At 43.1% G+C, this 13,691-nt stretch carries 10 protein-coding genes, 2 tRNA genes and 2 rRNA genes (1 of these 14 cut by a window edge); 10 read left to right on the forward strand and 4 right to left on the reverse strand.

Annotation, left to right across the window (positions count from 1 at the left end; all coding sequences use genetic code 11):
- Window positions 1-94: 94 nt before the first annotated feature.
- The 4 genes from rlmN (at window position 95) to HMPREF1320_RS01155 (ending at window position 4,220) form a co-directional block, all read left to right on the forward strand.
- Window positions 95-1,147: a 23S rRNA (adenine(2503)-C(2))-methyltransferase RlmN gene (gene rlmN, locus HMPREF1320_RS01140; RefSeq protein WP_009417171.1), complete on the forward strand. Its 1,053-nt coding sequence runs from the start codon at window positions 95-97 to the stop codon at window positions 1,145-1,147.
- 53 nt (window positions 1,148-1,200) lie between these two features.
- The gene (rseP, locus tag HMPREF1320_RS01145; RefSeq protein ID WP_009417166.1) at window positions 1,201-2,532 is read left to right on the forward strand and encodes an RIP metalloprotease RseP; all 1,332 of its coding nucleotides are present in this window, start codon (window positions 1,201-1,203) and stop codon (window positions 2,530-2,532) included.
- 75 nt (window positions 2,533-2,607) lie between these two features.
- Window positions 2,608-3,090, forward strand: a complete 483-nt coding sequence (locus HMPREF1320_RS01150) for a hypothetical protein (protein ID WP_009417170.1) — start codon at window positions 2,608-2,610, stop codon at window positions 3,088-3,090.
- On the forward strand, window positions 3,087-4,220 hold the full coding sequence (locus HMPREF1320_RS01155; RefSeq protein ID WP_009417163.1) for a DUF2062 domain-containing protein: 1,134 nt from the start codon (window positions 3,087-3,089) through the stop codon (window positions 4,218-4,220). Before HMPREF1320_RS01150 ends, HMPREF1320_RS01155 begins: the two co-directional genes overlap by 4 nt.
- 4 nt (window positions 4,221-4,224) lie before the next feature.
- Here the strand turns inward: HMPREF1320_RS01155 and dusB are convergent, their stop codons facing one another.
- From dusB to HMPREF1320_RS01175, 4 genes are all read right to left on the reverse strand, one after another.
- Complete coding sequence (gene dusB / locus HMPREF1320_RS01160; protein ID WP_009417174.1) at window positions 4,225-5,208, reverse strand: tRNA dihydrouridine synthase DusB; 984 nt, start codon at window positions 5,206-5,208, stop codon at window positions 4,225-4,227.
- A 142-nt stretch (window positions 5,209-5,350) separates the two neighbouring features.
- Window positions 5,351-6,031, reverse strand: a complete 681-nt coding sequence (locus tag HMPREF1320_RS01165; RefSeq protein ID WP_009417187.1) for a transporter — start codon at window positions 6,029-6,031, stop codon at window positions 5,351-5,353.
- The gene (gene hflX / locus HMPREF1320_RS01170) at window positions 6,024-7,229 is read right to left on the reverse strand and encodes a GTPase HflX (protein ID WP_009417182.1); all 1,206 of its coding nucleotides are present in this window, start codon (window positions 7,227-7,229) and stop codon (window positions 6,024-6,026) included. Before hflX ends, HMPREF1320_RS01165 begins: the two co-directional genes overlap by 8 nt.
- Before the next feature lie 3 nt (window positions 7,230-7,232).
- The gene (locus HMPREF1320_RS01175) at window positions 7,233-7,637 is read right to left on the reverse strand and encodes a DoxX family protein (RefSeq protein WP_009417169.1); all 405 of its coding nucleotides are present in this window, start codon (window positions 7,635-7,637) and stop codon (window positions 7,233-7,235) included.
- 713 nt (window positions 7,638-8,350) lie between these two features.
- Here HMPREF1320_RS01175 and HMPREF1320_RS01180 point away from each other — a divergent pair.
- The 6 genes from HMPREF1320_RS01180 to HMPREF1320_RS01205 form a co-directional block, all read left to right on the forward strand.
- Entirely contained in the window at window positions 8,351-9,073 is a 723-nt protein-coding gene (locus tag HMPREF1320_RS01180) for a metallophosphoesterase (RefSeq protein ID WP_009417161.1), read from the forward strand.
- Between the two features lie 11 nt (window positions 9,074-9,084).
- On the forward strand, window positions 9,085-9,831 hold the full coding sequence (locus HMPREF1320_RS01185) for a hypothetical protein (protein WP_009417178.1): 747 nt from the start codon (window positions 9,085-9,087) through the stop codon (window positions 9,829-9,831).
- 310 nt (window positions 9,832-10,141) lie between these two features.
- A 16S ribosomal RNA gene (locus tag HMPREF1320_RS01190) occupies window positions 10,142-11,657 on the forward strand.
- A gap of 188 nt (window positions 11,658-11,845) precedes the next feature.
- Window positions 11,846-11,919: transfer RNA gene (locus HMPREF1320_RS01195), tRNA-Ile, on the forward strand.
- Window positions 11,920-12,001: 82 nt separating this feature from the next.
- Window positions 12,002-12,075, forward strand: a tRNA-Ala gene (locus HMPREF1320_RS01200).
- A gap of 153 nt (window positions 12,076-12,228) precedes the next feature.
- Window positions 12,229-13,691: ribosomal RNA gene (locus HMPREF1320_RS01205) — 23S ribosomal RNA — on the forward strand (it continues 1,383 nt past the right edge of the window).
- Together the 16S and 23S rRNA genes with 2 tRNA genes alongside form the textbook arrangement of a ribosomal RNA operon.

Raw genomic sequence — 13,691 nt, forward strand, 5'->3', positions numbered from 1 at the left:
AAACTTTGGCAAAGTTGAAGAGCTATACTTCTTTGTTTAATTTAAATCGATTTGTAAGATTTCTGAGGTAAAGCCTCATTCTTAGCAAGATTATATGCAACAAAAACGCGACATACGCGCACTGACCAAAGACGAACTTCGCGCTTTCTTCGAGAGCAATAGCGATAAACCTTTCCGTGGCAACCAAGTATACGAATGGTTGTGGCAGAAAGGCGTGCATACTTTCGAGGAGATGACCTCCCTGCCCAAAGCTACACGCGAGATGCTCAGCGAACATTTTAGCATCAACCATATCAAAGTAGATGTGATGCAGCGCAGTAACGATGGTACGATTAAAAACGCAGTGCGTTTGCACGACGGGTTATTAGTAGAGTCGGTGCTAATACCTACCGATACTCGCACCACCGCTTGTGTATCCAGTCAGGTGGGGTGTAGTCTCAACTGTTCGTTTTGTGCCACAGCTCGCTTAAAACGTATGCGCAATCTCCTCCCCGATGAGATATTCGACCAAGTAAAGGTAATCGATGAGCAGAGTCTCGCTTTCTTTGGTCGTCCGCTCTCTAACATAGTATTTATGGGAATGGGCGAACCGCTGATGAACTATAATAATGTATTGAAGGCAATCGACAAGATTACTTCGCCTGAGGGCTTAGGAATGTCGCCTAAACGGATTACGCTATCCACTTCGGGTATCCCCAAATTGATAAAAAAAATGGCTGATGATGAGGTAAAATTCAAATTAGCTGTATCTTTGCACTCGGCTATTGGCAGTGTGCGCACGGGCATTATGCCTTTCAATGAGCAATTTCCACTGGAAGAATTACGCGAAGCCTTAGCGTATTGGTATCAAAAAACCAAAAATCGCATCACCTACGAATATGTGGTGTGGAAGGGTATCAACGACCAGAAGAAGGACGTAGAAGCTCTGATAAAGTTTTGTAAGTTTGCCCCTTCTAAGGTAAACCTCATTGAGTACAACCCTATTGACGATGGGGATTTTCAACAAGCCGACCCTAAAGCTCTTGAACTTTACCAAACAATGCTTGAAGAGGCAGGCATCACTGTTACCGTTCGTCACTCACGTGGTAAAGACATCGATGCCGCCTGTGGACAATTAGCAAATAAGAAAGTGAATAGTGAAAAGTGAATGGTGGCATAACATTTGCGTCACATTACCTGTTACCTGTTACCTAAAAAAGAATGGAAGTATTTTTAATAAAAGCGGCTCAGCTGATTCTGAGTCTTTCAATTTTAGTAGTCCTACACGAGTTAGGACATTTTATACCTGCTAAACTCTTTAAAACAAGAGTAGAAAAGTTTTTTCTTTTCTTCGATGTGAAGTTTGCCCTTTTTAAGAAGAAGATAGGCGAAACAGTATACGGCATCGGGTGGCTACCGTTGGGTGGCTACGTGAAGATTGCCGGTATGATTGATGAGAGTATGGACAAAGAGCAAATGGCGCAACCTCCACAACCGTGGGAGTTCCGTTCTAAACCTGCGTGGCAACGCCTTATCATTATGGTAGGTGGTGTAACGGTAAACCTGCTCTTAGGCTTCATTATCTACGCGATGATACTCTTCACTTGGGGGCAAGATCAGCTCAAACCCGAGGGTATTAAGGAAGGTTTTGCAGTAACCCGCACAATGCGTGCTTATGGGTTCCAGAACGGCGATATTGTAACCGCTATTAATGGCAAACCCTTAGAAAGCGTAGCCGATGTAAGTAAATATATCTTGTTGCGCAATACCAGTGAGCTTACCGTAAAAGGACAAGACGGAACTGTGCGTACTCTATCTCTCCCCGATTCTATTGGGAAGATGCTCTATTTACGTGGAGAAACGACTCCTTTTAGTGTAAAAGTAAAACCTGTTATCGATACAGTAATAGTGGGAATGCCTGCCCAGAAATCAGGTTTACAAAAGGGCGATAAACTGTTAAGTATCAATGGAGAACCTATTTACTATTTCTCCGATGTAACGCCTGCTCTTGCAATGGCTCCTGAGAACACTCCTCTCACTTTTGCTATTGAGCGCAACGGAAAGCCAATGACTCTCAGCGTTCTTCCCGACAGTAATAAAAAAATAGGTATCAGTGGTATGCAAACCGAAGGGGAGGTACAATTTACCCATAAGACTTACAGTTTAGGAGAAGCCCTCAGTCACGGAATTGCATACGGTTACAATGTGCTACACGACTATGTAGCCCAGTTTAAATTTATCTTTACCAAGAAGGGAGCCAGTGAAGTAGGAGGCTTTGGTTCTATAGGGAAGCTCTTCCCATCGTCTTGGAATTGGCTCGCTTTTTGGCATATCACTGCCTTCCTATCTATTGCCTTAGCCTTTATGAATATTTTACCTATCCCAGCCTTAGACGGCGGACACGTGGTATTTCTCCTCTACGAAATGGTAACGGGTAGAAAACCGAGTGAAAAAGTATTAGAACACGCCCAAATGGTAGGGTTTGCTATTTTAATAGCCCTTTTGCTATATGCTAATGGTAGCGACCTGTATAGAGCGATATTTAACAAGTAATTAGGTAAGACTTTGCCAAAGTTTCCTGCCCGTGTGGCTCGCACCTTTGGCAAAGTTGAAAAACTTATAGGCTAAATGAAACACATCTACTTCATCATATTATTCTTGAGTTTTGGAGCACTGCAAGCGCAGAGCCTTGAGAAAGTACGCACCGCTTATACTACGGCTTCCGATAGCAAAGAAAACGCTGTAGCTTTTGTAGAGTTAATGGCTAATGCTCCTACTACCGATGTGGTGCTAAGTGCTTATAAAGGCGCGAGTAAGATGATATTAGCAAAATTTGGAGGTAATCGTATTGCCCTGCTCAAAGAGGGCAAACCGCTGTTAGAAAACGCTCTCAAACAGCAACCTCAAAACGCTGAACTTCACCTCATACGCCTCAGTGTGCAAGAACACTTGCCCAAAGTAGTACCCTATCGCAACGACATCACTGACGATAAGGATTTTATACTCGTACACTACGCTCAGCAAACCCGTGAACTACAAAAGTATATAGCTGGGTTTGTAAAGAAGTCGAAAGTGTTTAACGATGAAGAGAAAAAGAAAATGGGGCTATGAACTATTGCGTTTTAATTCCTACGTATAACAATGCTAAAACCCTTGCTCGTGTGATTGATGGGGTGTTGCGCTATACCTCTCATATTATCATAGTGAATGATGGTGCAACAGATGCTACTCCCGATATACTCGCGCGTTACCCCCAGCTCACTATTATTCATCTTCCTAAGAACAAAGGCAAAGGCAATGCCTTGCGCATAGGCTTTGACAAAGCCCGCAATTTAGGCTACGACTACGCCCTTACTGTCGACTCCGACGGACAACATTACCCTGAAGATATACCTGTATTTATAGCTGCTATCGAAGCGGAAAGCGAACCTACTTTATTGGTAGGTAGTAGGAATATGACCCAAGACGAGGTACCTAAGAAAAGTAGCTTCGGACATAAATTTTCTAACTTCTGGTTTCACCTCGAAACGGGCGTCAATCTTCCTGATACGCAATCAGGATATAGGTTATATCCTTTGCATCACATTCCTAAGAAATATTACACCGAAAAGTTTGAGTTTGAGATAGAGATATTAGTGCGCAGTAGTTGGAATGGGGTACAACTGAAGAATGTACCTATACAAGTGCTGTACGACCCCGAGGAGCGAGTATCCCATTTTCGCCCTTTCCGCGACTTTATGCGTATTAGCTTGCTGAATAGTGTGTTGGTACTCATTGCGCTTTTCTATATCAAGCCACGTAATTTCTTTAGAGATGCTAAGAAGAAGAGTCTCAAACGTTTTATTAAAGAAGATATATTAGAGAGCGACAGCAGTGATAGTGTGAAGGCAGGTTCGGTAGCATTAGGTGTATTCTTTGGCATTGCGCCTTTTTGGGGATTTCAAACCATACTTACTATTACTTTGGCAGTATTCTTCAATTTGAACAAAACATTGGCTTTTATTTGCTCGAATGTGAGTATTCCTCCAATGATACCGGTGCTTATTTTCACTTCTCTTAAAATAGGTACTTTTTTTGTGGGGGGCACGATTCTTCCGCAAGGTGACCTCACCACAATGGAATACATCAAAAACAATTTGTTGCAATACTTAGTAGGGAGTTTTACTTTGGCGATTACTGCTTCATTTGTTTTAGGAATGCTTACCTATGGTTTATTAAAAATAAAAAGTAAAAAAGCTTAGATTATTAGACTTCCCTTTTTAATTCTCTCACTACTTCGAGTTCTCTTATTATTTCTTCTGAGGAATCTAACGTTACTAATCGCTGGCGATGTTCTTTAAAATTAGGAATCCCCTTGAAATAATTAGCATAATGCCTGCGCATTTCCAACACTCCTTGTCGTTCACCTTTCCATTCTACCGACCATAATAGATGGTTTTTAGCAGCTTCTACACGATCGGATATAGTAGGGGAGGGGAGAAGCTCTCCCGTTGCAAAATAATGCTTTATTTCATTAAATATCCACGGATAACCAATGGCTGCACGACCTATCATTATACCGTCAACACCGTAAGTATTGCGGTATTCTAAGGCTTTTTTAGGACTATCGATATCGCCGTTACCAAAAATAGGAATATGGATACGAGGATTGTTCTTCACTTTGGCAATATAGCTCCAATCGGAGTGACCTTTGTACATCTGGCTACGGGTACGGGCGTGAATGGTAAGCGCGCTGATACCTACATCTTGCAGACGTTCAGCTACTTCTTCAATATTGATACTTTGCTCGTCCCAGCCTAAACGCGTTTTTACAGTTACAGGTAGATGGGTACTATTTACGACTGCTTTGGTAAGGCGCACCATCAAATCGATATCTTTCAATACCCCCGCTCCTGCACCTTTGCTTACAACCTTCTTTACAGGACAACCAAAGTTGATGTCTACTAAATCGGGGTTTACAGTGGCAACGATTTTAGCTGAGAGCGCCATTGCTTCTTCATCACCTCCAAAAATTTGTATGCCTACGGGACGTTCGTAATCGAAAATATCTAACTTTTGACGGCTTTTAATGGCGTCGCGTATGAGTCCTTCGGAGGAGATAAACTCACTGTAAAGTATATCAGCTCCGTGCATTTTACAGAGGCGACGAAAGGGAGGATCGCTTACATCTTCCATAGGTGCAAGCAATAAAGGGAAATCTCCTAAATCTATGTTTCCTATTTTAGGCAATTTTTTTAATGATTAATTGTTAATGATTAATGGTTAGCGATTAATAATGAAGAAACCTCTTCCTGCCCTCTCTGCGGGGGAAATTAGAGATGCAAAAGCCATACTTCGGGCGAAATCTTGCATATTGTTAAATGAATAAATATCATATTCCCACCCCTACAAAATATTGAGGTTCTGGTTGCCAAAGGGTACGCCCTCCGCTGAGGTCTATTTGAAAATTAGGTTTTAGGAGGTAGGCAAATCCTGCATTGATATTGTGCTCAGGAGCACGCATTCCATTATAGGAAGCGTAATACTCAACAAAACTCCATAGCTTGTTGTTGGGAGCATAATTGACCTGAGCAGTAACATCTAAATTCTTAAATTGTTCAGAGCTACGAGCACTATAAGCTAATGAAAGCTGGTCGGTAAGAGAGCTTTCGAAAGCTAAACAGACGTCGAAAGTATAAGTCTTGGCGTCTGTTTTGCTGTATTGCCCATAACCGATGAGTCCCACTGAGGGGATATAACGCTGTTCCGATTCGTATAAACGCTGTTTTATGCTGAAAGTAGTACTGCTAAAATCAGGGGTACGGAGGTCGAAATCGGCTTCTAAGCGGAGTTCGGTGTTTGTGATGAGTCCATAGCGTAACATTAGGTTATCACTGCTTTCTTCTTTGCTAAAAACTAAACCATTTTCTATTTGAAACTGACCTTTGGGCAGGGTGTATACGCCTTCACTTTGGTCGGGGCGATCGGTGTTGAGGTTTTCATCGTTTTGAGCAACTGCCAAAGAGGTGCAACATAAGGCTGTCGTAGCCAATAGTAAATTGAGTTTATTCATCTATTTTTTCGTATAAAAAGTTATTAAAAGGAAAGCGAGTGATGTGTATCTCCTTTACCTTTTCGTACACCACCTCACGGAATTCTTCAAGATTGTTTTTATTGAGTGCCGAAATGAAGAGTACATCGCGCCCCATTCGTTGCATCCAAGTTTGTTTCCATTCATCAAGAGTGAAGTGTTTTTTAGTGCGCTCGGTAGCCAAATCGTCTTCGGCTATTTCTTCATTGGTATACGCATCAATCTTGTTGAATACCATAATGGTGGGCTTATCGGCGCTGTGAATTTCGGCTAAAATTTGGTTTACTGATTGAATATGTTCCTCAAAATTAGGGTGTGAAATATCGACTACGTGCAAGAGCAAATCGGCTTCACGTACCTCGTCGAGGGTACTTTTAAACGACTCGATCAGCTGGGTAGGCAGTTTGCGAATGAACCCTACGGTATCGCTGAGCAAGAACGGTAGGTTTTCAATCACAACCTTGCGCACGGTGGTATCGAGGGTGGCAAAAAGCTTGTTTTCGGCAAAGACTTCGCTTTTGCTTATCACGTTCATTAGAGTTGATTTGCCTACATTGGTATAGCCGATGAGCGCCACCCGCACTAATGCTCCGCGATTACTGCGTTGAGTTGCCATTTGCTTATCGATAGCGGTGAGTTTCTTTTTGAGCAGGGCAATACGGTCGCGCACGATACGGCGGTCGGTTTCGATTTCGGTTTCACCAGGACCACGCATACCGATACCGCCTCGCTGACGTTCGAGGTGCGTCCATAATCCCGTAAGGCGCGGTAAGAGGTATTCGTATTGTGCCAATTCGACTTGTGTGCGCGAATAGCTGGTTTGTGCACGCTGAGCAAAGATATCGAGAATGAGCCCTGTGCGGTCTAATATCTTTGCTTTGAGAATACGCTCGATATTCTTCTGTTGAGCAGGGGTGAGTTCATCGTCGAAGATGACAGTACCTATCTCATTTTCTTCAACAAATTGCTGTACTTCCTCCATCTTACCGGTGCCGATGAAGGTCTTAGGGTTAGGCACATCAAGCTTTTGGGTGAAGCGTTTGAGCACTTCACCCCCAGCTGTGTAAGTAAGAAATTCGAGTTCGTCTAAATATTCCTTAGATTTTTCTTCGGTTTGTATTTGATTGATAATTCCTACAAGTACTACTTTCTCGTAGGTAAGATTGATTTGTTCTAACATTCGTTAATCCCATTTGTGGCGAGTGGAAATGGCGTGTTTGCCACTTCCGGTAAAGAACAAAGCTAAAGCACCGAAAAGGAATAGTCCAGGGAGTTCAGGAGCCCAACCACCGTGAGCCGTAACTGCGGTAATTTGACCTCCATACGCCAAAAAGAGCGTGCTAATTCCGCCGAGTACCATTATAAGAGCGGCTAAACGGGTTCGGAAGCCTAATATAATCATTATAGGAGCGATGATTTCGCTAAGATATACCCCATAGGCAATGAAGGTGGGAAGACCTTTGGCTACTAAGGTACTTTGAACATATCCAAAGGCATCGGCGTGTAGTAATTTGTTGATGCCGTGAGGAAGCATAAGCAAGCCTATGGTAAGGCGGAGGACGAGGAGTCCAAAATCTTTGTTTTTCATTTTATAAAAGGGTTTTTTAAGTTTACGGGTGCAAAGATAGAGAATAATTAGCAAATTAGCAAGTCGTAGCACGACAGGCAGAGAAAATTATCAAATTAGAGAATTAGCAAATTAGAAAATAGGGGAAGGTTGAGAGGTTCGGAAGGAAACGGAAAAATTCGGAAGAGAGTTGAGGGGAATTTTGGTGAAAAAAGAGTGTAAGATGGGTGGGGTTAGCTTATAGAGAGCTTATAGGAAGCTTATACGAATCTTGGACGATTGTTATAGAAAGGGTATATAAGTGGTTGAATCATAATGTGATATAACAACACAAAAAATGTTAAAATCGGGGTTTCGAGGCGAAAGAAAGAGAATCCTCACCCCGTTCACATACTCTCCTATTCGGAGACTTCTCCCAAGGAGAGGGGGAGTGTAGGGACAGAAAGAGAATAGGTGGGTTGGGAAATTAGAGAATTAGAAAATTTGGAAATTAGTAAATGAAGTGGGAGGTAATAGGTCTTAGGCAATAGGCACTAGGGGATAACCTCTCCCTTCTCACATACCCAGCTGTCGCTGGCTACCTCAATGAGGGGGAATGTGGCGACGAATGACGGAGGTAATGTGAGGTTATAGCGCGATGGGCGGGTAGAAAATTAGAGATTTTCTGATAATTGAAAAAAAATTACTACTTTTGCCGAACTTTTCACAGACGAATAATAGCAAAATTAAACACTATGCGAACTCTTGTTATAGGCGATATACACGGTGCTTTACGCGCTTTGGTGCAGGTGCTTGAAAGAGCTGATATACAAGCTGATGACTACCTTATTTTCCTTGGTGATTACGCTGACGGTTGGAGTGAGACTCCCGAGGTGATGGATTTTCTCATCGGATACCAAAAGAAACAGCGTTGTTTGTTCCTCAGAGGGAATCACGATGCGCTTTGCCGTGAGTTTCTTTTAGGGAAAGAGATGGATACTCTTTGGCGTTTGCACGGAGGAAAAGCTACTGAAAAGGCTTATCGAAATGTTTCGGCAGAGCGCAAAAAGGCTCATATTGATTTTTTAAACTCGCTTGAAAATTACTACTTGGATAGCAAAAATAGGCTTTTTCTTCACGCGGGATTTACTAATTTGCGAGGGATTGCTCACGAGCATTTCGAACAGATGTACTATTGGGATAGAACGCTTTGGGAACTTGCTTGTAGCGTTAGTCTTCCTAAAACGGATAAGTATTATCCTAACCGTTTGAAACTCTATAATGAAATTTATATAGGACATACACCAACGACGCGCTTGGGTACTGATAAACCTCTTATTTTCAATGGGGTAGCAAATGTAGATACGGGGGCGGGCTTCAAAGGACGCCTTACGGTTATGGATATTGAAACGAAGGAATATTGGCAGAGTGAGCCTGTTTATAAACTGTATCCAGAAGAACAAGGACGCAATCAATAAAATATTAAAAAATGAAGAAGTTTATATACCTACTGTTATTACTGCCGATGTGTGGTGTAGCACAAGAACAATTGCAAAATGAAAGTGCTATTTTTAAAGCTATTGAGGCAAAATTTAAGCTCGACAGACGTCAGGTGTATTGGGCACTTTATACGGAGCGAGGGCTAAAAGAAGATACGATACATAAGCTCGTGGTTTTTCCTTTAAAGAAAAGAAGTAAGGACAAGATGCTTTATGATGCTTATGTTGTTTTGTACAATCTTCAGAAACAGATGATAGATAACTACTACATAGGTGAAGGTGAATGGGAAGACAGTGATAGAGGGCGCTTACAGGGTTTGGAAGTGGCATCTCAGACGCCACTGTTGGGTAAGAAAGCGATTGCTTATCAGGTGAGGGTATTTTTCTCGAATGCTGATAGAAATAAGCCTATGGGCTCGGAGGTGCTCACCTATTTTATTAGTAAAGGGAAGAAGTTGCAAAAAGTGTTAAGCACTGATATATTTTCTTATACGGCTGATATTTCGGGGGGAGGAATTGCAAAAACTCCTTGTGAGGGAGAAAAAAAAGAGATGAGTAGCAAATTGCATATTTCAGAGCATAAGGTACGAGGTTTCTATACCATAGAGGATACACGTGTTACTAAGCATATAAAAATAGAGCGTGATGCGGAAGGTTTTTGCGCTGAGAGGGTGGTTGATAGTAAAGAAGATGTAATACAGATGCAATACAAAAAAGGGAAATATCAACCACAATAATTGCTATAATGATGAAAAAAACGGTGAGTTTTGTAGGACAAATAAAGAAATATTGAAAAATTATAAAGTTAGTAATCAATTAGTTGTATAAACATTAAAAATTTTCTTAAAAAAAAACTTTCAAAAAATTTGCTAGTTTGAAAAAACGCCGTACCTTTGCACCCGCAAAAGAGGAAGGTAAAGCCTCTGGAGTAGAAAAAACAACACGTACCTTGACATAATGTTGTACAGCACAAAAAAAGATTTAAAGAATTGAGTGAAACCTGAAGTCAATAACTTGAAGATCGGTTAGAAGATATAAAAGAATTTAACGATGAAGAGTTTGATCCTGGCTCAGGATGAACGCTAGCGGCAGGCCTAACACATGCAAGTCGAGGGGGAGGTTACTTTCGGGTAACAGAGACCGGCGTACGGGTGCGTAACGCGTATACAATCTGCCTTTCACTGGGGGATAGCCCGAAGAAATTTGGATTAATACCCCATAGTATAGTAGTGTGGCATCACACGACTATTAAAGCCTTGGTGGTGAAAGATGAGTATGCGTTCTATTAGCTAGTTGGAGAGGTAACGGCTCCCCAAGGCGATGATAGATAGGGGTTCTGAGAGGGATGTCCCCCACACTGGTACTGAGATACGGACCAGACTCCTACGGGAGGCAGCAGTGAGGAATATTGGACAATGGTCGGAAGACTGATCCAGCCATGCCGCGTGCAGGATGAAGGTCTTATGGATTGTAAACTGCTTTTGTAAGGGAAGAATAAGGAGTACGTGTACTTTGATGACGGTACCTTACGAATAAGCATCGGCTAACTCCGTGCCAGCAGCCGCGGTAATACGGAGGATGCGAGCGTTATCCGGAATCATTGGGTTTAAAGGGTCTGTAGGCGGGCTGGTAAGTCAGAGGTGAAAGCGCTTAGCTCAACTAAGCAACTGCCTTTGAAACTGTTGGTCTTGAATGGTTGTGAAGTAGTTGGAATGTGTAGTGTAGCGGTGAAATGCTTAGATATTACACAGAACACCGATAGCGAAGGCATATTACTAACAATTAATTGACGCTGATGGACGAAAGCGTGGGGAGCGAACAGGATTAGATACCCTGGTAGTCCACGCTGTAAACGATGGATACTAGCTGTTTGGAGTAATCTGAGTGGCTAAGCGAAAGTGATAAGTATCCCACCTGGGGAGTACGTTCGCAAGAATGAAACTCAAAGGAATTGACGGGGGCCCGCACAAGCGGTGGAGCATGTGGTTTAATTCGATGATACGCGAGGAACCTTACCAAGGTTTAAATGGAGACTGACAGGTGTAGAGATACGCCCTTCTTCGGACAGTTTTCAAGGTGCTGCATGGTTGTCGTCAGCTCGTGCCGTGAGGTGTCAGGTTAAGTCCTATAACGAGCGCAACCCCTGCCATTAGTTGCTAACGAGTTGAGTCGAGCCCTCTAATGGGACTGCCGGTGCAAACCGAGAGGAAGGTGGGGATGACGTCAAATCATCACGGCCCTTACATCTTGGGCTACACACGTGCTACAATGGCCGTTACAGAGAGCAGCCACTGCGTGAGCAGGCGCGAATCTATAAAGACGGTCACAGTTCGGATCGGAGTCTGCAACTCGACTCCGTGAAGCTGGAATCGCTAGTAATCGGATATCAGCCATGATCCGGTGAATACGTTCCCGGGCCTTGTACACACCGCCCGTCAAGCCATGGAAGCTGGGGGTACCTGAAGACGGTTACCGCGAGGAGCTGTTTAGGGTAAAACTAGTGACTGGGGCTAAGTCGTAACAAGGTAGCCGTACCGGAAGGTGCGGCTGGAACACCTCCTTTCTAGAGAAGACCGAAAGTTAATGACGAATTACGAATTACAAATGACGAACAGTTAGTTTATCGATTAAATTTGTAATTAATAAGGACTTGGTTCTTTAAATCTTGCTGACAACAATAAAATTAAGGTACAGAGTAATTGATAGAGAGAAAAATACCTCTTATCTCTTACCTCTTACCTAAAAGAACAAAGTCTCATAGCTCAGCTGGTTAGAGCGCTACACTGATAATGTAGAGGTCGGCAGTTCGAGTCTGCCTGGGACTACAAGCAAAAGAAGGAAATTTCTAGGAGTGAGCTAGAGGAAGGATCCTCTTACCTCTTACCACAATCTCTTACCTAGAGACAGGGGGAATTAGCTCAGCTGGCTAGAGCACCTGCCTTGCACGCAGGGGGTCAAGGGTTCGAATCCCTTATTCTCCACAACAAACGTACATTGACATATTGGGATAAAAAGCATAAGAGATCAATAATAGATTATTGATAATCTAACGAAAGAATTAAAAAGAATCAAAGAGAACGAGGTATTTATTTAATTGATAATAGATAATTGTTAATTGAATAAAACTACAAGCGCGAAAAGTTATGTAAGGGCGTATGGGGGATGCCTAGGCTCTCAGAGGCGAAGAAGGACGTGATAAGCTGCGAAAAGTTGCGTGTATTGGCACATACGATATGATACGCAAATCTCCGAATGGGGCAACCCAGTACATTGAAGATGTACTACACCGTAAAGGTGGGCAAACCCGCTGAACTGAAACATCTAAGTAGGCGGAGGAGAAGAAAACAAAAGTGATTCCCAAAGTAGTGGCGAGCGAAATGGGATTAGCCCAAACCCACTTTGTTACGGCAGGGTGGGGGTTGTAGGACCCAGATATAGGTTGTAAAGCTGGATTAGAAGTGTTTGGAAAGGCACACCATAGAGAGTGAAAGTCTCGTATAGGCACAGTTTTATAAATCTTATGGTTATCCTGAGTAGGTCGGGGCACGAGGAACCTTGACTGAATCTACCGGGACCATCCGGTAAGGCTAAATACTCCTGAGAGACCGATAGTGAACTAGTACCGTGAGGGAAAGGTGAAAAGAACCGTGAATAACGGAGTGAAATAGACCCTGAAACCATACGCTTACAAGCGGTCGGAGCAGCTTTAGGCTGTGACGGCGTGCCTTTTGCATAATGAGCCTACGAGTTACTGTTACCAGCGAGGATAAGTATTTCAGATACGAATCCGCATCGAAAGAGAGTCTGAATAGGGCGCAAATAGTTGGTAGTAGTAGACGCGAAACCTGGTGATCTACCCTTGGGCAGGTTGAAGCGCTGGTAACACAGCGTGGAGGACCGAACTGGTTGTCGTTGAAAAGACTTCGGATGACCTGAGGGTAGGGGTGAAAGGCCAATCAAACTGGGAAATAGCTCGTACTCCCCGAAATGCATTTAGGTGCAGCGTTGATGTGAGTTTAATAGAGGTAGAGCTACTGATTGGATGCGGGGGTTTCATCGCCTACCAATTCCTGACAAACTCCGAATGCTATTAAATGCTCATCAGCAGTGAGGGTATGGGTGCTAAGGTCCATATCCTAAAGGGAAAGAACCCGGACCATCAGCTAAGGTCCCCAAATATATGCTAAGTTGACCAAACGCGGTCTGACTGCACTGACAGCTAGGATGTTGGCTTGGAAGCAGCCATACATTTAAAGAGTGCGTAACAGCTCACTAGTCGAGCGGTTGGGCATGGATAATAAACGGGCATAAGCATATTACCGAAGCTATGGGGTAGTACAGAAGTACCTACCGGTAGGGGAGCATTCTATAGGCGTAGAAGCTAAAGGCGTGAGCCATAGTGGAGCTGATAGAAAAGAAAATGTAGGCATAAGTAACGATAAGGCAGGCGAGAAACCTGCCCGCCGAAAGATCAAGGTTTCCTCAGCTATGCTAATCAGCTGAGGGTTAGTCGGGGACTAACGCGCACCCGAGTAGGGGAAGTGGATGTACAACAGGTTAATATTCCTGTACCATTAATCTGATAAAAGTGACGGAA

The organism is Capnocytophaga sp. oral taxon 335 str. F0486, from assembly GCF_000277665.1.
Classification (GTDB): Bacteria; Bacteroidota; Bacteroidia; order Flavobacteriales; family Flavobacteriaceae; genus Capnocytophaga; species Capnocytophaga ochracea.